17 protein-coding genes are annotated in these 23,738 nt (G+C 67.1%); 14 read left to right on the forward strand and 3 right to left on the reverse strand.

Translation table 11 applies throughout. The features are described 5' to 3' along the window. Positions 1-86: 86 nt before the first annotated feature. Complete coding sequence (locus F1640_RS08970; RefSeq protein WP_233497378.1) at positions 87-743, reverse strand: TetR/AcrR family transcriptional regulator; 657 nt, start codon at positions 741-743, stop codon at positions 87-89. A gap of 279 nt (positions 744-1,022) precedes the next feature. Here F1640_RS08970 and F1640_RS08975 point away from each other — a divergent pair, with 279 nt between their 5' ends. From F1640_RS08975 to F1640_RS09015, 9 genes are all read left to right on the forward strand, one after another. Then, entirely contained in the window at positions 1,023-1,484 is a 462-nt protein-coding gene (locus F1640_RS08975) for a (2Fe-2S)-binding protein (RefSeq protein ID WP_194918803.1), read from the forward strand. Then, positions 1,481-3,724: a molybdopterin cofactor-binding domain-containing protein gene (locus F1640_RS08980; protein ID WP_255530319.1), complete on the forward strand. Its 2,244-nt coding sequence runs from the start codon at positions 1,481-1,483 to the stop codon at positions 3,722-3,724. The genes F1640_RS08975 and F1640_RS08980 overlap by 4 nt, the downstream gene beginning before the upstream one ends. 211 nt (positions 3,725-3,935) lie before the next feature. After that, positions 3,936-5,780 (forward strand): quinohemoprotein amine dehydrogenase subunit alpha, encoded by a 1,845-nt coding sequence (peaA, locus tag F1640_RS08985; RefSeq protein ID WP_255530320.1) that lies wholly within the window; start codon positions 3,936-3,938, stop codon positions 5,778-5,780. Then, positions 5,777-7,231 carry a quinohemoprotein amine dehydrogenase maturation protein gene (gene peaB, locus F1640_RS08990; protein ID WP_124808089.1) on the forward strand — a complete coding sequence of 485 codons (1,455 nt, stop codon included), beginning with the start codon at positions 5,777-5,779 and terminating at the stop codon, positions 7,229-7,231. Before peaA ends, peaB begins: the two co-directional genes overlap by 4 nt. Then, entirely contained in the window at positions 7,228-7,557 is a 330-nt protein-coding gene (qhpC, locus tag F1640_RS08995; protein WP_124808088.1) for a quinohemoprotein amine dehydrogenase subunit gamma, read from the forward strand. The genes peaB and qhpC overlap by 4 nt, the downstream gene beginning before the upstream one ends. A gap of 94 nt (positions 7,558-7,651) precedes the next feature. Next, the gene (locus F1640_RS09000) at positions 7,652-8,779 is read left to right on the forward strand and encodes a hypothetical protein (protein WP_233497381.1); all 1,128 of its coding nucleotides are present in this window, start codon (positions 7,652-7,654) and stop codon (positions 8,777-8,779) included. Positions 8,780-8,803: 24 nt separating this feature from the next. Further along, positions 8,804-9,826 (forward strand): hypothetical protein, encoded by a 1,023-nt coding sequence (locus F1640_RS09005; RefSeq protein WP_124808087.1) that lies wholly within the window; start codon positions 8,804-8,806, stop codon positions 9,824-9,826. A gap of 32 nt (positions 9,827-9,858) precedes the next feature. Beyond that, the gene (locus tag F1640_RS09010) at positions 9,859-11,562 is read left to right on the forward strand and encodes an ABC transporter ATP-binding protein (RefSeq protein ID WP_194918805.1); all 1,704 of its coding nucleotides are present in this window, start codon (positions 9,859-9,861) and stop codon (positions 11,560-11,562) included. 34 nt (positions 11,563-11,596) lie between these two features. After that, positions 11,597-12,283 (forward strand): S8 family serine peptidase, encoded by a 687-nt coding sequence (locus tag F1640_RS09015; RefSeq protein WP_309229229.1) that lies wholly within the window; start codon positions 11,597-11,599, stop codon positions 12,281-12,283. Positions 12,284-12,380: 97 nt separating this feature from the next. Here the strand turns inward: F1640_RS09015 and F1640_RS09020 are convergent, their stop codons facing one another. Next, the gene (locus F1640_RS09020; RefSeq protein WP_255530321.1) at positions 12,381-15,098 is read right to left on the reverse strand and encodes a TonB-dependent receptor; all 2,718 of its coding nucleotides are present in this window, start codon (positions 15,096-15,098) and stop codon (positions 12,381-12,383) included. Between the two features lie 403 nt (positions 15,099-15,501). On the opposite strand from F1640_RS09020, the gene F1640_RS09025 reads away from it, so the two are divergent. Next, on the forward strand, positions 15,502-17,526 hold the full coding sequence (locus F1640_RS09025) for a tetratricopeptide repeat-containing sulfotransferase family protein (protein ID WP_194918808.1): 2,025 nt from the start codon (positions 15,502-15,504) through the stop codon (positions 17,524-17,526). Here the strand turns inward: F1640_RS09025 and panC are convergent. Beyond that, a complete protein-coding gene (gene panC, locus F1640_RS09030; RefSeq protein ID WP_194918810.1) occupies positions 17,523-18,377 on the reverse strand; it encodes a pantoate--beta-alanine ligase in 855 nt (284 codons plus the stop codon). The genes F1640_RS09025 and panC overlap by 4 nt on opposite strands. A gap of 123 nt (positions 18,378-18,500) precedes the next feature. Here panC and F1640_RS09035 point away from each other — a divergent pair, with 123 nt between their 5' ends. The 4 genes from F1640_RS09035 to F1640_RS09050 all read left to right on the forward strand — a co-directional run bounded on the left by F1640_RS09035 (position 18,501) and on the right by F1640_RS09050 (position 23,738). After that, the gene (locus F1640_RS09035; RefSeq protein WP_124808236.1) at positions 18,501-19,352 is read left to right on the forward strand and encodes a division plane positioning ATPase MipZ; all 852 of its coding nucleotides are present in this window, start codon (positions 18,501-18,503) and stop codon (positions 19,350-19,352) included. Next, positions 19,349-19,633 carry a molecular chaperone DnaJ gene (locus tag F1640_RS09040; protein ID WP_124808082.1) on the forward strand — a complete coding sequence of 95 codons (285 nt, stop codon included), beginning with the start codon at positions 19,349-19,351 and terminating at the stop codon, positions 19,631-19,633. Before F1640_RS09035 ends, F1640_RS09040 begins: the two co-directional genes overlap by 4 nt. Before the next feature lie 40 nt (positions 19,634-19,673). Beyond that, the gene (pgmG, locus tag F1640_RS09045; RefSeq protein ID WP_194921292.1) at positions 19,674-21,077 is read left to right on the forward strand and encodes a phosphoglucomutase/phosphomannomutase PgmG; all 1,404 of its coding nucleotides are present in this window, start codon (positions 19,674-19,676) and stop codon (positions 21,075-21,077) included. Positions 21,078-21,290: 213 nt separating this feature from the next. Beyond that, a complete protein-coding gene (locus F1640_RS09050) occupies positions 21,291-23,738 on the forward strand; it encodes a ligase-associated DNA damage response DEXH box helicase (protein WP_194918812.1) in 2,448 nt (815 codons plus the stop codon).

A 23,738-nucleotide genomic window follows, 5' to 3' on the forward strand; every position in this document is an offset into this window, starting at 1 on the left:
CTCCCGATGATCGCCCTGTTCCGCATCCGGCACACTCACAGCCCTGGGGTCAGGACCCTTCTGTGCCGCGTGCTGCTTCGCGCGCCTTACCGAAGGCCGGAAATCTGTTCCGGCGTTATCGTTCTGGCGAGATCGACCAGCGCGCGGGCGGCTATGGTCCGAAACGCCATCATCTTCGCGGCCCACGGTTTTTCATATCCGAGGAATGGCGTAGTGCCTTCCATCGACGCGCTGATATAAAGCGCCACCGTGTGCACCTGATCGGGCGACAGCCGGGGATTGAGCAGCGCTACGTATTCCCCGATGAAATCGTGGACCCCCTGGTAAAAGGCCCGGACTCGATCCGCGATGAATTCGTTCTGGTTGGCCAACGCCCACAGTTCGGTGAACAGCCGCGTGGTGCGCTTGCCGGCGATATCATCCAGGCAAATCTCGATCAGCAGCCGCAGCCTTTCCTCCGCCGGCAGGTCGGGCTGGCGGACGCGGTTCTCCAGCAGCTTGTCATAGCTTTCCAGCAACTCGTCGAGCAGGATCTGGATCAGCATTTCCTTGCGCGGGAAATGGTAGCTGACGTTGCCCACCTTCATCCCGCATTCGGCGGCGATACGGCGGATCGTGAACGCGCCCGCGCCTTCGTCGATCAGCACGGTCAACGCGGCCTTGAGAATGGCGTCGACCGTCTCGGTCCCGCGCGTATAGGTTCCCGGCCGCGTGGCTATCATGTGGGCGACATCGCTTGCCATTGCACCCGGCCTAACACTCCTGAACGTGGGTCGCCAGCCCGACTGCCCCGCCCAACCCTTTTTATCCCGCGCGCGCAACGGTGCTTGACGGATACTTGATGCCTGTCCAATATTTAAGGCGTTTTCAAGCCAATTTCTTGAAACCGGACAACAAAGGTTTCCATCCCGCCAGCGTTCCGCGTTACGGAACATCTGTTTGGCAATGGTGCATCCCGTGCGCCCGGCTTAACAGGTGCGCGGGATGAGAATATCCGCGCGATCAAGCATGAAGGACTGCCGATGGCCATTTCGCTGACCGTCAACCGCAAGAAGCGCGTCGTCGACGCCGAAGCCGACAAGCCGCTGCTGTGGGTCTTGCGGGAAGACCTGAACCTGCCCGGCACCAAGTTCGGCTGCGGTGCGGGCCTGTGCGGCGCCTGCACGGTGCTGTTGGACGGCAACGCGGTGCGATCGTGCCAGACGCCGATCGCCGATGCGGCGGGCAAGCAGATCACCACGATCGAGGACGTGGCCTCGCTGCCGGTGGGCAAGAAGGTGGTCGATGCGTGGGTCGACCTCGATGTCCCGCAATGCGGCTATTGCCAGGCCGGACAGATCATGTCGGCCACGGCGCTGCTGACGCAGACGCCCAGGCCCACGGCCGAGGACATCGAAGGCGGCATGAGCGGCAACATCTGCCGTTGCGCCACCTACCTGCGCATCCAGAAGGCGATCCGCAAGGCGGCGGGAGTGGCGGCATGAGCATCGTGAAGGATCGAGAAGCCGCCGGCGCGGCACTGAGCCGCCGGTCGTTGAACCGCCGCTCGTTCCTCGCCGCGTCGCTCGCGGGCGGGGCGGTGCTGACCTTCGACGCCCGGATCGCGCTGGCGCAGGCGACTGGCGCCGCGGGCGAACCCGTCCTGCTCACCGCGTTCATCCGCATCAACGCGGACAACAGCGTGACCATCGGCGCCAAGAATCCCGAGATCGGCCAGGGCGTGAAGACCATGCTGCCGATGCTGATCGCCGAGGAACTCGACGTGGCGTGGAACCAGGTCCGCATCGAGCAGACCGACGCCGACGACAAGCGCTATGGCCTTCAGGTCGCCGGCGGCAGCACCGCGACGCCGAACAACTGGCTTCCCATGCGCCAGGCCGGCGCCGCCGCGCGCGCCATGCTGGTGGCGGCGGCGGCCAAGCAGTGGGGCGTCGCCCCGGCGTCGCTTTCGACCGAAGCCGGCAAGGTGATCGACAAGGCCGGCGGGCGCAGCGTGCCCTATGCCGCGCTGGCGCGCGAGGCGGCCGGCATGCCCGTGCCCGATCTCGCCACGGTGCCGCTCAAGCCGGCGGATGCATTCCATATCATCGGCCAGCCGATGCAGGGCGTGGACACGCCCAAGATCGTCAAGGGCACGCCGCTGTTCGGGATCGATACGCACCTGCCCGGCATGCTCCACGCCGCGCTGGTCAAGTGCCCGGCGTTCGGCGGCACCATCGCCCGGATCGACGATGCGGCCGTGCGCGGGATTCCGGGCGTCGTCGCCGTGGTGCCGGTCAACAGCGGCCTTGTCCCGCCGGGGCAGCAGGATGCCGTCGCGATCGTCGCCGACAGCTGGTGGAAAGCCAGCAAGGCGCGCGAAAAGCTGGTGGTGGCGTGGGACGATGCCGCGCAGAAGCAATTCTCGACCGCCGGCTATGCGAAGCAGGCCGCCGATGCGCTGGGCGCCGCGCCGCAGGCCGATCTGTTCAAGGCTGGCGACGCCGACAAGGCCCTGGCCGGCGCGGCAAAGACCGTGACCGCCGACTATTCCTATCCCTTCCTGGCCCACGCCACGCTGGAACCCCAGAACTGCACCGCGCTGTGGACGGCGGACGGCAAGCTGGAACTGTGGGCGCCGACGCAGAACCCGGGCGCCGGGCGCAAGGAAGTGGCCGCCATGCTCGGCATCGCGCCCGAAGCGATGACCATCCACATGACGCGCATCGGCGGCGGTTTCGGCCGCCGGCTGATGAGCGACTACATGGTGCTGGCGGCGCAGGTGGCGAAGGGCGTGCCCGGCCGGCCGGTCAAGCTGCTGTGGGACCGCACGGACGACCTGCGGCACGATTACTATCGTCCCGCCGGCTGGCACCGCTTCACCGCCGGCCTCGATGCCAAGGGCGCGCTGATCGCGTTCAAGGACCACTTCATCACCTTCGGCGCGGACGGGAAGCCGATCCGCGCGGCGGAAATGAGCTCGACCGAATTTCCCGCTCCGGTCGTGCCTGATGCCCATCTGGGCGCGACCTATCTCAAGACCAACCTGCCGACGGGCTGGCTGCGCGCGCCGACCTCCAATGCCATGGCCTTCGTGTACCAGGGTTTTCTCGACGAGGTGGCCGAGGCCGCTGGCATCGACCTGCCCGAGCTGATGCGCCGCACGCTGGGCGAACCGCGCGAACTGCCGACCGAGCGCAAGGGGCTGGTGTTCCACACCGGCCGCGCCCGCAGTGTGATCGACGCGGTGTGCAAGGCCGCAAACTGGACCGGGCGCACAGGCCCCGCCAAGGGCGCGGGCGATGCGGTCAAGGGGCGCGGCTTCGGCTTCTATTTCAGCCATCGCGGCTATTTCGCGGAAGTCGTCGACGTCACCGTTTCGGGCGGAACGTCGGTGAAGGTCGACAAGATCTGGATGGCGGGCGACATCGGCAGCCAGGTCATCAACCCGCTCAATGCCGAGCACCAGTCGCAGGGTGCGGCGATCGACGGTATCGCGCAGGCGCTGGTGTGGCAGCCGGTGGTGCAGGAGGCGGGCGCGATCACGGCCGACAACTTCGGCGATTTCCCGCTGCTGCGCATCGATGCCGTGCCGCGCGATGTAGCGATCACCTGGGTGAAGAGCGATTTCCCGCCCACCGGACTGGGCGAACCGGCCCTGCCGCCGGTCATTCCGGCGATTGCCAACGCCATCCGCGCCGCCACCGGCAAACGGCTGCGATCCCTGCCGTTGCAGCTGACCTGATCGCGGCCCGAACGCCGCCCGTCAGGACAGTTTCCAACATCCAAAAGGCGTGTGATTCCAACCGGATCACACGCCTTTTTTCGCATCTGCAAAAAAGATGGGCGGCGCTGCAACAAAGGCGTTGACCAATCTTGGACAAGCGTCAAGCTTGCTCTCGTGACCCGCGCTCGAATCGCGCCGCTTCCGGTCCAATCAGGGGGATTTCGCGAGCATGGCCTACCCGGATACCGAGTCCCGTCCACACGACGCGCAGGATGCCGCCGCCAGCCCATCCTGGCGGGCCGCGCTGGCGACGCGCCTGTCGCTGCGCCCGCTGCTGCTGGCGGGCCTGTGCACCGCCACCGCCGTTGTCGCGCAGGCCGGGGGCATGACCGGCGGCATGGCTGGCGGGGCGGACAAGCCCGAAAGCGAGGAAGGCATCCCGGTCACCGATAGCCTGACCAAGGAAAAGTGCGGCGCCTGCCACACCGCCGACGCGAAGGGCAATCTTTCGCGCATTTCCTGGCTGCGCACCACGCCGGAAGGCTGGGCGCAGGCGATCAAGCGCATGGTCAAGCTGAACGGCTTGCAGATCACGCCCGAGGAATCGCGGCAGGTGGTCCGCTATCTTTCTAGCAGCCACGGGCTTGCCCCGGAGGAAGCAAGGCCGGTGATGTACCTCGTGGAGCATCGCATCCAGGACGAGACCAACATCCCCAGCGAATCCCTGCGCGGAGCCTGCGCCACGTGCCACGCCTTTGCCCAGCCGCTTTCCTGGCGACGGTCGGGCAGCGAATGGAAGCTGCTGCAGGATTTCCACGTCGCGCTCTATTCGCAGGCCGACGTCCAGTATCGCCGCCCCGCCACGGACGAACCCGGCGCGGTCTTCGGCCAGCCCACGCCGATCGTGAGCAAGCCCGGCGCCACGCCGGTCACGCAGGGCCAGATCGCGCTGGACTATACGCGCAAGGTCGCCCCGCTGCACACGCCCGAATGGACGCAGTGGAAGTCCCGGATGCAGGATCCGCGCCTGGCCGGCAAATGGCTGGTCAGCGCCTCCGCCCCGGGCAAGGGCCGGTTCATCGGCACGATGACCATCGGTGCCACGGCCGACAGCGACGAATTCAAGACCGGCATCGCGCTGCGATCGCTGACCGACGGATCGACGCTGAGCCGGACCGGCAACGGCATCGTCTATGCCGGCTACAGCTGGCGCGGCCGCTCCGCGCCATCCGCGCAGCCTTCCGCGCCCGATGCGCTCGACAATCCGACGCGCGAGACCATGTGGTTCTCGCCCGATCGCAAGAACGCCGAAGGTCGCTGGTTCTGGGGGGAATATCAGGAATTCGGTTTCGACGTGAAGCTGGTTCGCGCAGACGGCAGCCCGACGATCGGCGCTGTCTGGCCCAACGCGATCAAGGCCGGCACCAGGGGGGTGGACGTCCACATTTTCGGCGATAGCCTGCCGGCTGCGCCGACTGCGAAGGATATCGACCTTGGCGCCGGGCTAGCGGTGACCAGGGTCGTCACCGCGAGCCCCACCGAAATCGTCGTATCGGTCGATGCCGCCCCCGGCGCTGTCGCCGGCGTGCATGATGTTTCGGTGGGGAGCGCGGTGCTCGCTTCGGCCCTGCCGGTCTATCGCAAGGTCGATTACCTGAAGGTCACGCCCGACACCAACCTGTCGCGGCTGGGCGGCGCGCACTTCGCCAAGGGATACGCCCAGTTCGATGCCGTGGGCTTCGACAACGGCCCCGATGGCAAGCCCAACACCGCCGACGACGTGAACATCGGCCCCGTCGCCGCCGACTGGAGCATCCAGGAGTTCCAGTCGGTCTGGTACGATGACGACAAGGCCTATGTCGGTTCGATCAGCCAGAAGGCGCTGTTCACGCCGAACGTGGACGGACCGAACCCACAGCGCAGCGGCAATCGCAACAACTATGGCGAGGTCTGGGTGGTCGCCACGGCCAAGGCCGAAAAGGACGCCCAGGGCAAGCCGCTGACGGCCAAGTCCTACCTCGTCGTCACCGTTCCCGCCTACAAGCGCTGGGATCAGCCGGAGGTTTCGCAATGACGACCATGCTGGCCCACCGCTACCGGCGCGGCGAACTTCACGAATTCCGCTCGTCCGACACGGACTTCATGTACCTGGTTTCGGCGGGCGCGATCTTCGCGCTCGACGAAGGCACCCGCGCCGTGCTCGATCTGCTCGACGAGGGCGAGATGAGCCACGCGGAACTGGCCACGGCGCTGGCCGGCGCGGGCCATTCCCCGGCGGACGCGGAGGACCTGATCCGCGAATTGCGGCAGGTCCGCGCGATCCATTCGGAACAGGTCACCACCGCGCCCGCGCCGTCCGCCCCGCCGGCGGACTATCCCCTGCAGGCGCTGGTGCTCAACGTCACCAACCAGTGCAACCTGGCCTGCACCTATTGCTACGAATTCGGCGCGGACAAGATCGCCACGCCCGCCGGCAAGCCGAAGTACATGGCGCTGGAAACCGCGAAGTCCTCGGTCGATTTCCTGCTGGCCGGATCGGGCAACCGCGAAGCGGTGCACATCACCTTCTTCGGCGGCGAAACGCTGATGAACTTCCGCCTGCTGCGCGATGTGGTGGGCTATGCCAACGAGCAGGCGGCGGCGCAGGGGCGCAAGATCACCTTCAGCCTGACCACCAACGCCACGCTGCTGACCGACGAGATCATCGATTTCCTGTCGGACAACGCGATCGGCGTCACCGTCAGCATGGACGGCCCGGCGGAAATGCAGGACGCCCGCCGCGTCTACAAGAGCGGCAAGGGCAGCTATGCGGTGATCGAGCCGCGCCTGCGCAAGCTGATCGCCCGTCACAAGACCCGCGCGATCACAGCGCGCGTCACCCTGACGGCGGGGGTCACCGACGTGATCCGCATCTACCGCCATCTCAAGGACGACATCGGCTTCCACGAAGTGGGCTTCGCGCCGGTGACGACCGCGGGCGAGGAGCGCGAATATTCGCTCAACGGCGATGACATGACCGGCGTCCTCGCCGGTTTCCATGCCCTCGCCGACGAATGGCTGGACTATGCGCTGCAAGGGCGGATGCACGGCTTCACCAACGTCAGCGAAACGATCGGCGAACTGATCCAGGGCACCAACAAGTCGCACCCGTGCGGCGCGGGCCTCGGCCTGCTGGGGGTGAGCCCCTCGGGCGACCTTTCGCCCTGCCACCGCTTCACCGATGCCGATACGCACACCCTGGGCCACATCTCCACCGGGATCGACCAGGGCAAGCGCGAGGACTTCCTTGCGCGCGGGCACGTCCAGGCCAAGTACGAATGCCAATCGTGCTGGGCGCGCCCGCTCTGCGCCGGCGGCTGCCATCACGAGGCCTTCGTCCGCTATGGCGATACCGGCCACGCCAACCTGCATTATTGCGACTGGATCCGCCAATGGACCGACACGTGCCTGAAGATCTACGGCACGCTGGCCGTGCGCAACCCCGGCTTCCTCGAACGCTTCGCTGAACGAAAGGGCTTGTCATGAAGCATCTCAAGCCGATCAATAAGAAGGCCCAGAAGATCGAAGAGACCATCACTTCGGTTGATGAAGACGTCGTCGCGCTGCAGCAGCAGCCGCGCCCACACGTACCGATGGGGTGCACCCTGTCGTTCTCGCCGGGGTGGGAAGTCGATGCCGGGGGCGGCACGGCGGGCCTGTGCCAGCCGGTCGAGCGCGACATCTACGATTGCTATGTCACCTGCTTCTGGCCGGTGCAGGTGCCCGACCACGTCAATTATTCGCCGGACTGGGCGAGCAATTGCGCGGCGGCAACGAAGGACTGGCGCAATCTCGATCTCGTCTTCCCGTGAGCGGGCGCGCCCGCGCCTGCCACGCCGAACCCTGACCATCCGGGGCGGACCTGCCGCGTTCCTGCGGCGCGCCCCTTCGAGGAAGAGAAGCACGATGAAGCAGCTTCGTTCCCTGCCCCGCCTGAAAGCCCTGATAGCGAAAGCACGGGTGGCGCCGGCACTCGTTACGGCGCTGGCCGCCGCGGCGCCCGCCCATGCCGGCACGATGATGATCGGCACGTATCCGGACAAGCTGTTCACGATCGACGACACCAACGGCGCGATCACAGACCGTATCCAGCTGCAGGCGGGCCTGCCCACCTCGCTGCGCCTGTCCAACGACAAGGCGAAGATCTACGTCACGACGATCACCACCAGCGGGATCGTGGTGCTGGACAGCGCCACGCGGCGCATCCTCAACCAGTTCAGCCTGAACACGCCCACCACCAAATACCGCTTCATGGGCGGCGTTCCCGATCCGACGGGCCGCTGGTACTACACCCAGCTCATCCGCTTCGACAAGGAACCGGACCGCTACAAGGTTAGCAAGCCGCTCTACGCGGTGATCGATCTTCAGCAGAAGAAGGTCGCGCGGACCGTGGAAATCGATCCGCAGGACGATACGCTCGGCGGCTTCCGCCCCACCTTCGCGCTCTCGCCCGACGGCAAGACGCTGTACAAGTTCGGCGACAAGGTGCTGGTGATCGATACGGCGACCCTGAAGGTCAGCGACCGGCTGGACCTTGCCAAGCCGGAAACCACCGGCATGGAGAACGTGGCGTTCGGCGGCGGCGTGGAAGCGTTGCAGAATCCCAACGAGTTTGTCTCGCTGTTCAACGCTTCCGACCCCTATGTCCACGCCAAGATGTTCGGCATCGGGCGCTTCAACCTGACCAACCGCACGTTCGATTTCACCCCGATCGGCCCGGTGCCCACCGGCATGGCCGGGCTGGAAGTGACGCCCGACGGGAAGGATGGCTATACCGTCGTCACCAACGGCACGCTGGGCAACAAGCGCTGCGAATTCTGGCACTTCGACATGGCCACCAACAAGGTGATGGAGAAGGCGGAATTCCACTGCCGTTCGCGCTTCTCGTTCGGCATCTCGGCCGACGGGCAGAAGCTGTACATCCACGGCGCCAGCTATGACATCGAGGTGTACGACGCCAAGACGCTCAAGTACGAACGCACCTGGGATCTCGGTGCCGATGCCACCATGGCCGGCCTGCTCCACCTGAAATAGCGGGACGACGATGACAGGACGCCCATGACCGGACCACAGCCAGCGGTGCGATTGCGGGGCGGCGGCGTTTCCGTCGCGACCTGCGCCCACCTGCTGGCGCAAGACGGGTTTTGCCTGGCGGGGGCGGCGGTCGAACCGCGCGCCCCCGTTCCCGTGATCATGCTGAGCGATCCGGCGCTGGCGCTGCTGCGCGATATCTTCGGCCAGCCGGGCCTGTTCGCCGCCCTGCCCCGCATCGAACGACGCGTGGTTTCGTGGGGCGGCAGCGTGTCCGCGCCGCTGCCCCATGGCGCGGCGGTGGTGTCCGGCGCCCAGATCGAGGCCGAACTGGGCCTGCCGGCGCTGCCCGCCGACATGCTCCAGGAGGCACCCGCGCCGTTCACCATCCACGGCGCGCCGCCGTTTCCCGAACCCGCGCTGCACCGTTTCGGCACGCGCGAGGCCGTGGCTGTGCCGGTCACGCTGCGCGCGGGGGCCGATCGCGCGACCTGCCATGTCGAAGCCACGCCGGAAGGGTGGCTGTTCCTGATTCCGCAAGGGGCAGACGCCGCCTGGCTGCTGGGCGTGGGCAACGCGCCGGAAGCCTTGCTGGCGCAAAGCCGCCTGGTCGCGCCGCTGGTCGACACGCTGGGGCCGGCAGGCGCCCGGTTCGAAACCGCGCCGCGCCTGCTCGACCGGCTCGCCGGGCCGGACTGGATCGCCTGCGGCACGGCCGCCATCGCGTTCGATCCGATCTGCGGCGACGGCACCGCGCAGGCCGCGCGCGAGGCCATCCTGGCAGCGGCGGTGCTGGCCGCGATCCGCGACGGCGGTGACCGCGAGGCGCTGCTCGCGCACTACCGGGCGATGCTGATCGCCTCGATGCGACGGCACCTGCAGGTCAGCCTGCCGTTCTACCGCTCAGGGGGCGACACGCCCTGGTGGCGCGAACAGGCGGAGGCGCTGGCGCAGGGCCATGCCTGGTGCACCGGCCAGCTGGCGCGCGTGCCCGAACCGCGCTTCGTGCTGCGTGGCAACCGCCTGTTCGCGCGGGAGGCAGCCGCCTGAACCCGCCCCCCGCCCCGATGCCAGCCGCCCCGATGCCAGCGGCACCACCGCCGCCCGTGGCCGACTGGGGCACCTATCGCCGGCTGCTGCCCTATGTGCGCCCCTATCTGCGGCCGTTGCTGGGCGTGCTGCTGGTCAGCCTGCTTTCGACCGGGGTGGGCCTGGCGCAGCCCTATCTTTCCAAGCTGATGATCGACGAGGCGCTGCTGCGCCGGAACATGGACGCGCTGCTGGCCGTGTCGGGCGCGATGATCGTGGTCACGCTGGCGGGCTTCGCGCTGAACATCCTCGCCAGCTATCGCTACGTCGGGCTGTCGGCGGCGATGCTCTACGACATCCGCGTGGCGCTGCTCCGCCACCTGCAAACGCTCAGCCCGCGCTTCTACGGCGGCTTCCGGCTGGGCGACCTGATGTCGCGCATCAACAGCGATGTCAGCGATGTGCAGCGGGCGGCGGGCGACACGCTGCTTTCGGTGCTGAGCAACGTGCTGTTCTTCATCGGCTGCGTGGCGATGATGGTGTGGCTGGACTGGCGGCTGTTCCTGGTCGGCACGGTGCTGGTTCCGGTAGCGGTCATGGTCTTCCTCCACTTCCAGAAGAAGGTCACCGCGCTTACGCGCGAAATGCGCGAACGCGGGGCGGATCTCGGCAGCCTGCTGGTCGATACCGTCATGGGCATGCGCGTGGTCGCCGCACTCGGCGCGGAAGCGCACGAGGTCGACCGCTTCGGCGCCCGCAACAGCGCCTTCGTGCGCGCCATGCTGAAGATGCAGGTCGCCTCGTTCATGACCGGCGCGCTACCCGGCACGCTGCTGACCGCCTCGACCTCGGTGGTGATCCTCTATGGCGGCACGCGGATCATCCACGGTGAGATGACGATCGGCGCGCTCGTCGCCTTCATGGCCTATCATATGCGGCTGTTCGGGCCGATCCAGGCGCTACTGGGGCTGTCTTCGGGCCTGGCCTCCACCCGCGTCTCGCTGGCGCGGATCTTCGAGCTGTTCGATACCCCGGCGGAAGTGACCGAGCAGACCGATGCGCGCCCGCTCGGCCCCGTGCGGCAAGGCATCCGGTTCGAGCGCGTCTCATTCCGCCACGATCGTGAACCGGTGCTGGCGGGCGTGGACCTGTTCATTCCCGCCGGCAGCTTCTGCGCGATCCTGGGCGAAAGCGGCGCGGGCAAATCGACCATGGCCGACCTGATGGTCCGCTTCCTCGATCCGCAACAGGGCCGCATCCTGGTGGACGGGCACGACCTGCGGCAGACGTGCCTGGCCGATCTGCGGCGCGAGGTGCTGCTGGTCGATCAGGCGCCGTACCTGTTCAACGACACCATCGCCGGCAACATCGCCTTCGCCATGGACGGCGTGCCCCGCGCGCGTATTGCCCAAGCCGCTGCGGCCGCCGGGCTGGAGCCGTTGCTGCGCCGCCTGCCGCAGGGGCTGGATACCCGCACCGGCGAGCGTGGCCTGGCGCTGTCGGCCGGCGAGCGCCAGCGCATCGCGCTGGCCCGCGCGCTGCTGCGCGAGCCATCGGTGCTGATCCTAGACGAACCGACCGCCGCGCTGGACGAGGGCACCGAGCAGCGCGTGGCCGACGGGCTGCGCGCGGCGCTGCCGCAGGCGACGATCGTGGTCATCACGCACAAGCCTGCGCTGGCCCGGCGCGCGGACCTGATCGTCACGCTGAACCATGGCCACGCCACCGTGGCCTCCAACGAGCCGGCTTTTGCCTGAAAGCCCTGCCCCGCCCGCTGGAAGCGGACGCAGCGTGCGCGTCGCCGTAATCGACAGCGGCGTCCACCCCGATCATCCGCATATCGACGGCGCGAGGCTGCTGCCGGGCGCGGCCATCGCTTCGGACGGCACCCTGTCAGAAGAAGCCGACGCCACGCTGGACCGGCTCGGCCACGGCACGGCCGTGACCGCCGCCATCCAGGAAAAGGCGCCGGACGCGCTGATCCTGCCGGTGCGCGTGTTCCACGACGCGCTGAAGACCAGCGCCCGCGCGCTGGCGCTGGCGATCGGCTGGAGCATCGAACAGGGCGCGGACGTGATCAACCTCAGCCTCGGCACGACCAATGCCGCGCATCGCGAAGGATTCGCGGCCGTGGCGGCCCGCGCGGCAGAGGCCGGCGCGCTGATCGTTGCCGCGCGCGAGGCCGATGGTACCCCCTGCTGGCCGGGCGCGCTCGATGCGGACAACGTGCTGGGCGTGGGGCTGGACTGGGACTGTCCGCGCGAGACATGGCGCGTGCAGGACGGCGTGCTGTTCGCTTCGGGCTATCCGCGCCCGATCCCCGGCGTTCCACCCCGGCGCAATCTTTACGGCATCAGCTTCGCCACCGCGCAGGCGAGCGGCTTCGCGGCGCGGACGGGCGCCGGCTTGCCGCCCGATGGCAATCGCGCCGAACGGTTGCGCGCGCTGCTGTTGTCCGGAGCGGAACTTCCCGCCTGACCAGCGCATCGCGCCACCTGCCCCACATCGCACGCCCATGAAAAATCCCCCCGCGACCGAAGTCGCGGAGGGATCATCCTGCGCTGCTATGCTGCGATCAGTATTTCACGCCGGCGCGCAAACCGAAGAACTGCGGCCGGATCGTGAAGTTACGCGACGATCCGGAGCAGAACGTGATCGAACAGAAGGTGTTCGTCGTCAACGTGCCGCGCTTGTCGAACGCGTTCTGGATGAACACGTCGAAGCTCCAGTTGTTGATCTTGAGACCACCGGAGAAATCGAAGCTGACGAACCCCGGAGTGCTGCAGGATTTTCCGGCAGCGGTCCGCGAAGCGGCAAGCGCCAAGGTGCCGCAGGTCAGAAGGTTGTTCTGCTCGACGTTCAGGTCCTGCGTCGCCGAGGTCTGATACAACGCCGCGCCCTGCAGATAGACCGCATAGTCACCGACTGTGGTGTCATAGCGGATCGAGGTCGTCCCCTTGAACTGCGGCTGACGCGGCAGCCGGGTACCGTCTGCGGCAGCGACCGCGGAGGTCGAGGTGCCGTTCACGACGACCCTCGAACCGGTCGGACAAGAGGCCAGCTGCACGATCGACAACGCGGCACGGTCCGCCACGAAGTTGCAGAAGTTACCGGTCAGCTTGCCGTCGTTGTAAGCACCCGAGGTCGAGATGGTCACCTTGCCGAGCTTGAGATCGGCATCGTATTCCACGCCCTTGACCTGGGCCGTGCCGGCGTTGCCGGTGTAACCCGCGCCCTGCGCGCCGGCGACAACCACGCCGTACTGGATATTATCCCAGTTTTCGAGGTAGATGGAGGCATTGAAGCGGAAGATGTTGTTCCACGTCGTCTTGATGCCCAGTTCGAAGTTGGTGAGCGTTTCCGACTTGAACGCCGGCGCGGCAACCGTCACCTGCGGCAGCCCGCCCGAAGCGCGGATGCGCAGCGGCCGGTTGTAGCCGCCCGGCCGGAAGCCGGTGGAATAGTTGAAATAGATCATCTTGGTTGGCGTGACCTGCCAGTCGAGCGCCACCTTGTGCGTTTCTCCCTGCTCCTTGTACCGGCCGTAGCCGTCCGCCGCGAGCGGGTTCTGGTTGGAACAGGCGAGCCGCTCGGCCGGCAGGGGCACGGTACAACCCACACCGAGCGCCGAAGCGGTAACGCCGGAGAAGCCCTTGATCTTGTAGTCGGTCCAGAAGTAGCGGATGCCGCCGGTCAGCTTCAGGTTCTCGAAGATCTTGTAGTGACCCTCGGCGAAGATCGCCTCGTCGTGGTAGCTCTGGTTGTTCTCGGTGATGTAGAAGCCATCGCCCTTCACCGCGGCGGACGGGCTGACGACCATCGTGCCGCCGGCCGCGGTCGGGATGCCGAAGCCCGCCAGAGACGTGGTATTGCCGCTGCCGGAGCTGTACGCGCCAGCCTTGGTATAGCCCGCGATCTGGTCAAGGCCGTGGATCGCGTAGTAGTTGTTGTTTTCCTGCTGTTGCGACTGGTAGAAACCGCCGATCGTCAGATCAAAGGGCCAGCTCTTCGGCGTCGAGATGCGCAGTTCCTGCGTGAACTTGTTACGGTTGTTATCCTGGTGATAGTACTGCGTCGGGTTGATCAGCGTCGAACACTTGAGCGTCAAGCCCGATCCGGTACAGCCCGCCTTGTCGAAGAACTGCAGATAGTTTTCATATCCGCCGCCGAAACCGTCATAAGTCACGGTGTAGTAGGTGTAATCGTTACGCAGCTTGGTGTTGCGGCGGAAGATGCCCGTCGCCGAGACGACGTCGAAGTCGCCGATGTGGCCGTGGATGCTCAACTGGGCCTGCACCCATTTGTCGTCCTGCCGCGTGAGATCGTAATCGTGGACCTGCAAATCGCCGACGCGCGGATCGTAACCGAAATAGCCGTAGGCGATCTGCCTTTGCGCCGTGACCTGCGGATTGACTTCCCAGCCGGGCGCCGGTTCCCACAGCAGCGACAGGCGGCCGCCATATTCGTAGATCGGATTATAGTCCTTCTTGGCGATCGCGGCGTTGTTGAGCGTGTAGCTGGTGAGCGAATTATTGTCCCCCAGTTCCAGCGTCGAAGACCGCCCGTCGTTGAACTTTCCATTGTTAGGCGTGTTGTCGACATAGCCGCCATCGCGCCGGTAGTAGGCCATCGCGCGCACCGCCACCGTTTCGGTGACGGGCAGGTTGACGTAGCCCTGGATCTGGCCGCCAAAGGCACCCTTGCCGTATTTGTTGACTTCGGATTCCGCGCCGAACTCGAACTTGCCCAGCTTGGGCTTGTTGGTGATGATGCGGATCGTGCCGGCCAGCGATCCCGCACCATACAAGGTACCCTGCGGACCGGACAGCGCCTCGACGCGTTCCAGATCGTAGGCATGGATATCGGGCGAGCCGGTGCCCGTGATCGGAATATCGTCAATGTAATAGCCGGCCGATGCGTAGTTGCCGCCGGCGGGGACGATCCCGCGGAAATAGATGGTCTGACGGCCAGGCCCAAGGCCCGCGAACGAGACCGACGGCAGCAGCGTGGCGAAGTCGCTCAGGCCCTTGACCTGCCGCTGCCCCAGCGTGTCGGCGCTGAGCGCCTGCATGGAGATCGGCACCTTCTGGATGCTCTGCGCGCTGCGCGTGGCGGTCACGATGATTTCGCCAAGGCCCTCGCCAGCCGCGGGCGCGGCATCCGCCGGCTGTTCGGCGGGGGCGGCCTGATCTTCCGCGAAGGCGGTGCCCGGCAGCGCCAGTCCGGTCAGGAATGTCGACGCGCCCAGCATTCCCATGATCTTGAGCGAGCGCGACTTGCATGCAGTTTTCATAAGCCCCCCTTTTGACGTTCGCGCCTTTCATCCTCTCCCAAGGATCGTGCGGCCCGGTTCCCGGGTCTCGCCACCAGTGCCTGCCGCCTTGCCGAGCGGAAATTGTGCAATCGCGAACAACCAAGGGCTCGCACACGCACAACCCCTCCGCCCCCGCGAAGCAGATGCCTCGCGGATCGCCGCCACGGCGTGGCGACGGCAGGTTCAAAATCTCAAATGCCCCGGACTTTCGCGCCCCAAACCGAAGTTAGTACGCCTGTCCGAAATCGATAGTGCCAGCGATTGGACAGGTGTCAACTTCCTTGTTGCAAAAGCACGGAGGTGCATATTGACTCGACAAATATCCTTTCCGTCGGCACAAATTTCGCAGTTGCAAACACGGGATCGACACATGGCGGGCAGCATGACGGCCAGTCGCGAAGAGACGGCGAACGAGGCGCTGGAGCGTGCCGTACGGCTGCTCGACGCCGAACCGGAAGCAGCGCTGACGCTGGCCGACGCGGTGCTGAAGAATGCGCCGGGGTTGCCGCCGGCGGAAATGATCGCGTGCCAGGCCCTGCGCCGGCTGGGTAACGCCGGGGCGGCCCTGCCGCGACTCGCCGCGCTGGCCCGCAGGCACCCCGGGGCGCCCCCGGTGCTGTGGGAATGGGCACAGGCGGCCAGCGAAGCGGGGGATGTCCATCAGGCAATCGCCGCGCTCGAAAGTCTCACCCGGCAGCAGCCCGGCGTGGCGAGCGGCTGGTTCCTGCTGGCGGGGGAATTGCGCAAGGACGGCCGCCACGAAGACGGCTGGCGCGCCGACCTTTCCGGCATTCACGCCGCTTCGCGCGATCCCGAACTGGTCCAGGCGGCGATGGCGATGAACGAAGGGCAGCTCGAGGACGCCGCAGCCACCCTGAAGGCACGACTGGAACGGTTGCCCGACGATCCCGTGGGCACCCGCCTGCTGGGCGAGGTTGCCTGGCGGCGCGCGGACATGGCCGAAGCGATGACGCTCGTCCGGCGCGCGCTGGACCTTGCCCCCGGCTTCGATCTGGCCCGCGATTTCCTGATCCGCCTGCTGCTGCAGACCAACCGCCTGCCCGAAGCGCTCGAGCACGCCGAAGTGCTGGCACGCTCGCCGGTGAACAATCCGGGGCACGACCTGATCATGGCCTCCGTGCTGGTGCGGTTGGGCGATCAGGAGCGGGCACGGGTACTTTACGAAAAGCTGCTGGCGCAGAAGGCGGACCAGCCGCAGGTCTGGCAAAACCTGGGCCATGTGCTGAAAACGCTGGGCGAACAGCCCGAAGCGGTGCACGCCTACCGCCAGGCGGTGGCGCACCTGCCAACGATGGGCGAGGCATGGTGGAGCCTTGCCAACCTCAAGACCGTCAAGTTCGGCACGGACGACATCACGGCGATGGAGCAGGCGCTGGCCACCCTGGAGCCGGAGGCGGCGGACCGGCAGGAAGACGTGTTCCACCTGCACTTCTCGCTGGGGAAGGCCTACGAGGACGCGAAGGACTATCCCGCCTCGTTCCGCCACTATGACCGGGGCAACCACCTGCGCCGCACGATGGTGCGGCATGACGCGGACCAGTTTTCAGCGGAAGTGGCCGCGACGCGCGAGACGTTTACCAGCGCCTTCATCGCCGCGATGGGCGAAGGCGGCTGTCCCGCGCCCGATCCGATCTTCGTTGTCGGCCTGCCGCGCTCCGGCTCGACGCTGGTGGAGCAGATCCTTTCCAGCCACAGCCAGGTGGAAGGGACGATGGAACTGGCGGAAATGATGATCATCGCCAGCCGCCTGCAAGCGCGTGTGGACGAAGGCGAGTTTCCTGATTTCCGCGCGATGGTCTCCTCGCTGACGCCGGCGGACCGGCTGCGGCTGGGCGAGGAATATATCGAGCGCACCCGCGTCCACCGCCAGACCGACAAGCCGCTGTTCATCGACAAGATGCCCAACAACTGGCAGCATATCGGCCTGATCCGGCTAATCCTTCCCAACGCCAAGATCGTCGATGCGCGCCGCCATCCGATGGCCTGCTGCTTTTCCGGCTGGAAGCAGCATTTCGCGCGCGGGCAGACGTTCACGTATGATCTTGGCGACATCGGCCGGTACTATGCCGATTACGTCGCGCTGATGGCCGCGTTCGACCGCCAGGCGCCCGGCGCGGTGCACCGCGTGATCTACGAGAGGATGGTGGCCGATACCGAGGCCGAAGTCCGCCGCCTGCTCGGCCACCTGGGGCTGCCGTTCGAGGAGGCCTGCCTCTCGTTCTGGGAAACCCGGCGGGCGGTGCGCACGGCGAGTTCCGAACAGGTGCGCCAGCCGATCTTCACCGACGCGGTAGAGCACTGGGCTAACTACGCGGAATGGCTGGACCCGCTGCGCGCCGCGCTCGGACCGGTAATCGACGCCTATCCGGACGCTCCTGCCAGCTAACCCACGGGCATGTTGTCGATCAGCCGCGCCTTGCCGATCCGCGCGGCCACCAGCAGACGGGCGGGCCGTCCGGTCAGGGCCGCCACCTCCTCCAGCGTCGCCGCATCGCGCAGGTCGGCGTAATCGATCGAGGCGAAGCCGAAAGCGAGAATTTCGGCACGCAGCATCGCGAGCGTACCGGCCACCCCGGCGCCGCCTTCGATCGCGGCGATCGCCTTGCGCATCGCCTGCGAAAGGCCCGCCGCCTGAGCCCGTTCCGTGGGCGTGAGATACTGGTTGCGGCTGCTCATGGCGAGGCCATCGTCCTCGCGCACCGTGGGCACGCCGATGATCGCGTCGGCACAGGGCTGCGTCAGATCGAGATCGCGCGCCATGCGGCGGATGATGGCCAGCTGCTGCCAGTCCTTCTCGCCGAACAGCGCGATATCCGGCCGCACCTGGTTGAACAGCTTGCACACCACCGTCGCCACGCCATCGAAATGCCCCGGCCGCGCCGCGCCGCACAGCACCGCGTCCAGCCCGGAAACCGAGACATTGGTGGCATAGCCATCGGGATAGACCTGATCGACCGTCGGCGCCCACAGCAGGGCCACGCCTTCGGCCTCCAGCAGCGCCGCATCCTGGGCCATGCGGCGCGGATAGGCATCGAGATCCTCGTTCGGGCCGAACTGGCGCGGATTGACGAAGATCGAAACGGCCACATGGTCGGCGCGGCGCCGCGCCTCGCGCACCAGCGTCAGGTGCCCCTCGTGCAATGCCCCCATGGTGGGGACGATCGCGAGGGTTTTTCCCCCGTTTTTGAGCAGGTCCACCGCTTCGCGCAGGGTATCGAGCCTAGAGATGGTTTGCACCGGGCCTGCCTCTCCTTTAATTCACGACAAGGGACGAAGCGGGGTTCCTACCCCCCGTCCCCCTCCGGCGGCAAGCACTGCCGGACCTGTCGGCAACACAAGCAGCGAGTTCATTCCTTGTCCATCGGAGCACCGCCACCCGCACCGCAGCAGCCCGCAGGTCCGCACCGGATCGTCTTTGCCAACGAAAAGGGCGGCACCGGCAAGTCCACCACCGCCGTGCACGTGGCGGTCGCGCTCGCCTATCAGGGCGCGCGCGTGGCGGCGATCGACCTCGATGCGCGGCAGCGCACGCTGCACCGCTATCTGGAAAATCGCGCGGAAACGCAGAAGCGCCGGCAGATCGATCTGCCGACGGCGACGTTCGCGGTCTATGGCGGTGACAATGTTGACGAGCTTGAAGCGCTGACCGAACAGCTTTCCGCCGGGCACGATTTCATCGTGTTCGATACCCCGGGGCGTGACGATCCGCTGGCCCGCCACGTCGCCACCCGTGCCGATACGCTGGTCACGCCGCTGAACGACAGCTTCGTGGACTTCGACCTGATCGGGCAGGTGGACGCGGAAACCTTCAAGGTCCGCCGCCTTTCGTTCTACGCCGAACTGATCTGGGAAGCCCGCAAGAAGCGCGCGATGACCACGATTCGCGAAGCGCGGCGCGAGATGGACTGGGTTGTCGTGCGCAACCGCACCCAGCATATCGAGGCGCGCAACCAGCGCCGCATCGATCAGGCGCTGGTCGAACTGTCCAAGCGCGTCGGCTTCCGCATCGCCAGCGGCCTGTCCGAACGCGTGATCTATCGCGAACTGTTCCCGTCGGGCCTGACACTGCTCGACAAGGGTCATCTCGGCGAACTCGGCACCAGCCACCTTGTGGCGCGGCAGGAGCTGCGCTCGCTGGTCGCGGGCCTCAACCTGCCGATGCCCACCGGCGCGCTCGGCGCTCATGCGGGGACGCTGGAAAGCGCCGCATGATCAAGCTGATCTGGCTTGCGGTCCTGGCCAGTGTCGCCGTGCGATTGCTTGCCGGGCGCTGGCCATGGGAACTGTGGCGCGACAGCGAGCGCGCCGGCGCCGAAAGCCGTGCGCGCACGCTGCTGGGCGTGCCCCCGCAAGCCTCGCGGGATGACATCGTGGAGGCTCATCGCCGCCGGATCGCGCAGGTCCATCCGGATCGTGGCGGCTCGTCGGAAGCGGTCCACGAAGCCAATGCCGCACGCGATCTCCTGCTCGGGCGGCTGGCGGAGCGGCGGTGACATCGCCCGGGCGGCGGCCGCATCGACGGGGCGGCGGATCGTGACGCACCGTTTTCATCCCTCCATCCTGCGCGAATACGACATCCGCGGCGTGGTCGGGCAAACGCTGGGCGAAGCCGACGCCCGCGCGATCGGGCAGACGTTCGGAACCCGGGCCCGGGCGCAAGCCGAAGTGCCGCGCATCGTGGTGGGCCGCGATGGCCGGCTGAGTTCGCCCGCGCTGGAGCAGGCGCTGGTTGAAGGGTTGCTCTCCGCCGGCGTCGATGTCGTGCGGATCGGGCTGTGCCCCACCCCGATGCTCTACTTCGCCGAAGCGACGCTGGACGGCGTTACCGGCGGCATCCAGGTCACGGGCAGCCACAATCCGGCCGACCAGAACGGCTTCAAGTTCGTGCTGCGGGGCCGCCCGTTCTTTGGCGAAGCCATCGCGGAACTCGCTTCCATGGCGCAGGCGGGGAACCATGCCACGGGCACGGGGCAGGTCACCGACGCCGCGGTGATCGACAGCTACGTCGCCACGCTGCTCGCGGCCCTCGACGGGATCGAAACCGCCGTGCTCGGCGGGTTGCGGATCGGCTGGGATGCCGGCAACGGCGCCGCCGGCCCGGTGGTCGACAGGCTGGTGGAGCGGATGCCCGGCTTTCATGTCCGCCTGCATACCGCGGTGGACGGCCGCTTCCCCAACCACCATCCCGACCCGACGGTGGAAGCCAATCTAGACGACCTGCGCGATACCGTGGCCGCGCACGCGTTGCAGTTCGGCGTCGCGTTCGACGGGGACGGCGACCGGATCGGCGTGGTCGACAGTGTGGGCCGCGTGATCTGGGGCGATCAGCTGATGATGATTTTCGCCGAGGACGTGCTGCAAGCGCGCCCCGGCGCCGCGATCGTGGCCGACGTGAAAGCCAGCAACCATCTGTTCGCGCGCATCCGCGCGCTGGGCGGACAGGCCCATATGTGGAAGACCGGCCACAGCCTGATCAAATCCCGCATGGCCGAAATCGGCGCGCCGCTGGGCGGCGAGATGACGGGGCATATCTGCTTTGCCGATAGCTACTTCGGCTTCGACGACGCGCTCTATGCCGCGATCCGGCTGATCGTCGCCACCGTGCGGCTGGGCCGGTCGGTCACGGCGCTCCGCGGCGCGATGCCCGAATCGGTCAACACGCCCGAACTGCGCTTTCCCGTGGCGGAGGAGCGCAAGTTCGCGGTGATAGCGGACGTGATGGAGCGCCTGCGCCAGAGCGGCGCCGCGGTCGAGACCATCGACGGGGCGCGCGTGACCACGCCCGACGGCTGGTGGCTGCTGCGCGCATCCAACACGCAGGCCGCGCTGACCGCGCGCGCCGAAAGCGACGATGCGGATGGCCTGGCGCGGTTGCTGGACGCGATTGACGCGCAACTTGCCGCATCGGGCGTCGCGCGCGAAGCGGGGCTCCCTTGATCGAAACACGTCCGGAAAGGGGCGCCTCCGCGGGCGGAAGCGCCCCACCGGGGCCAACACCAGGATGGAGGCTCGGCTCCGGCAATACCGCGCAGACCCGTATTGTTCCAATTCAGGACACTATAGAGCTTTCCCGCGCGCAGGTCAGTCCCGAAATTTCAGCGGGCTACGCCTTTTTGGCCCGTTCCGGACAAATTGTGCGATATTTCAACGATGAATAGAGGCGCAATTCCCCCCGAAATCAGCGCTTGGTTCGCCACGCGAAACTGGCGCGTCCGGCGGCACCAGTGCGACATGCTCTCCGCCGACGACTCGCGGCGGCACGCCCTGCTCGTGGCCGATACTGGCGCGGGCAAGACCCTGGCGGGTTTCCTTCCGACGCTCGCGGCATTCGCGCCATCGCGGCTGGGTGGAATGCCTCCTCCCGACGGCCTCCACACGCTCTACGTTTCGCCGCTCAAGGCGTTGGCGCACGACGTTCAGCGCAATCTCATGGCGCCGGTGGAAGCGATCGGCCTGCCGATCCGCATTGAAACGCGCAGCGGCGATACCCCATCGGACCGCAAGGCCCGTCAGCGCGCCCGTCCGCCGCACGTGCTGCTGACCACGCCCGAATCGCTATCGCTGCTGCTGAGCTATCCCGAAGCGCAGACGATGTTCGCCGACCTGCAGCGCATCGTCATCGACGAGGTCCATGCCTTCGCCTCGGGCAAGCGGGGCGATCTGCTGGCGCTGGCGATGACCAGGTTGCAGGCGATCGCCCCGCAACTGCGCCGCAGCGCGCTGTCGGCAACCGTGGCCGATCCGGACGCCTACCGGCGGTGGCTGGCGCCAGGTGGAGATGCGGCGGCGGTTACGCTAGTCGAGGGGGAGCCCGGCGCGCCGCCGGAAGTCGATATCCTGCTGCCGGTGGAACAGCGCGTCCCCTGGGGCGGGCACGCCGCCGCGTGGGCGGTGCCACAGCTTATGGACGCGATCCGCGCCAACCGGACGACGCTGGTCTTCACCAACACGCGGTTCCTGGCCGAATTCATCTTCGAAAAGCTGTGGGACGCGAACGAGGATCACCTGCCGATCGGCATTCACCACGGCTCGCTGTCGAAAGAGGCGCGGCGCAAGGTGGAAGGCGCGATGGCACGGGGGGAACTGCGCGCGCTGGTCGCCACCGCCAGCCTCGATCTTGGCGTCGACTGGGGCGATGTCGATCTCGTCGTGCAAATGGGCGCCCCCAAGGGGTCGTCGCGGCTGATGCAGCGGATCGGGCGCGCCAACCATCGGCTCGACCAACCGAGCCGCGCGCTGCTGGCGCCCGGCAACCGCTTCGAATTCCTGGAAGCCACGGCGGCGCAGGACGCGGTTCGCGAAGGCCAGCGCGATGGCGAGGAGTTCCGCGCGGGCGGCCTCGACGTGCTGGCGCAGCATGTCATGGCCTGCGCCTGCGCCGGGCCGTTCGACGAGGCCGCGCTGCTGGCCGAAGTGCGCTCGTCCGATGCCTATGCCTGGATCGACGATGCGATCTGGAAGCGCGTGCTCGCGTTCGTGGCCACCGGCGGCTACGCCTTGCGCGCCTACGACCGGTTCCGGAGAATCGTGCCCGGGAACGACGGAACGTGGCGCCTCGCGCATCCCGAACACGCCGCGCGGTTCCGCATCAACGCCGGGATCATCATCGATTCCGAAATGCTGGAGGTTCGATTCCGCAACGGGCGTTCGCTGGGGCGGGTGGAGGAAGGCTTCGGCGCCGCGCTCAGCCCCGGCGACACGTTTCGCTTTGCCGGGATGGACCTGGAAGTGGAAAGCGTGCGCGATCTGGATCTGATCGTGCGCGCGGCAAAGGCATCGGGCCGCATCCCCAGCTACATGGGCGCTCGGATGCCGCTCACCACCCACCTTTCGGACCGGGTGCGCGCGATGATCGTCGATCGGGCAGGATGGGCGCGCTTCCCGGATGACGTCCGCGAATGGCTGGAAATGCAGGACTGGCGCAGCCGCCTGCCCGGCCCGGGCGACCTGCTGGTCGAAAGCTTCCCCCACGCCGGCCGCCACTACACCACCTATTACACGTTCGAAGGCTGGAACGCGAACCAGTCGCTGGGCATGCTGATCACGCGGCGCATGGAGGACCAGGGGCTCGGACCGATGGGCTTCGTCGCCAACGACTATTCGCTGGCAGTCTGGGGCCTGCGGCCAGTGGACGATCCGGCCAGCCTGCTTTCGCCCGACATCCTCTCGCACGAGTTCGTCGAATGGGTGCAGAATTCCTACATGCTGCGGCGCGCGTTCCGCGAAGTGGCGGTGATTTCAGGGCTGGTCGAGCGACAGCAGCCCGGTCAAGGGCGATCGGGGCGCAAGAGCGGCCGGCAGGTCACCTTCTCGACCGATCTGATCTACGACGTGCTGTGCAAGTACGAGCCGGACCACGTGCTGATCCAGGCCGCCTGGGCCGACGCACGGGCGCGGCTGACCGACGTGGGCCGGCTTGCCGATCTGCTGGAACGCGCCTCCGGGCAGCTCGTCCACGTTCGGCTGGATCGGGTCAGCCCGATGGCGGTGCCGGTGATGGTGATGATCGGCCGCGAGAGCCTGCCCGCCGGCGCGGCCGACGACGAATTGCTGATCGAAGCCGAAACGCTGGCCGCCGCCGCGATGCGTCCGGCTTGA

Source organism: Novosphingobium sp. NBM11, from assembly GCF_015390225.1.
Taxonomy (GTDB): domain Bacteria; phylum Pseudomonadota; class Alphaproteobacteria; order Sphingomonadales; family Sphingomonadaceae; genus Novosphingobium.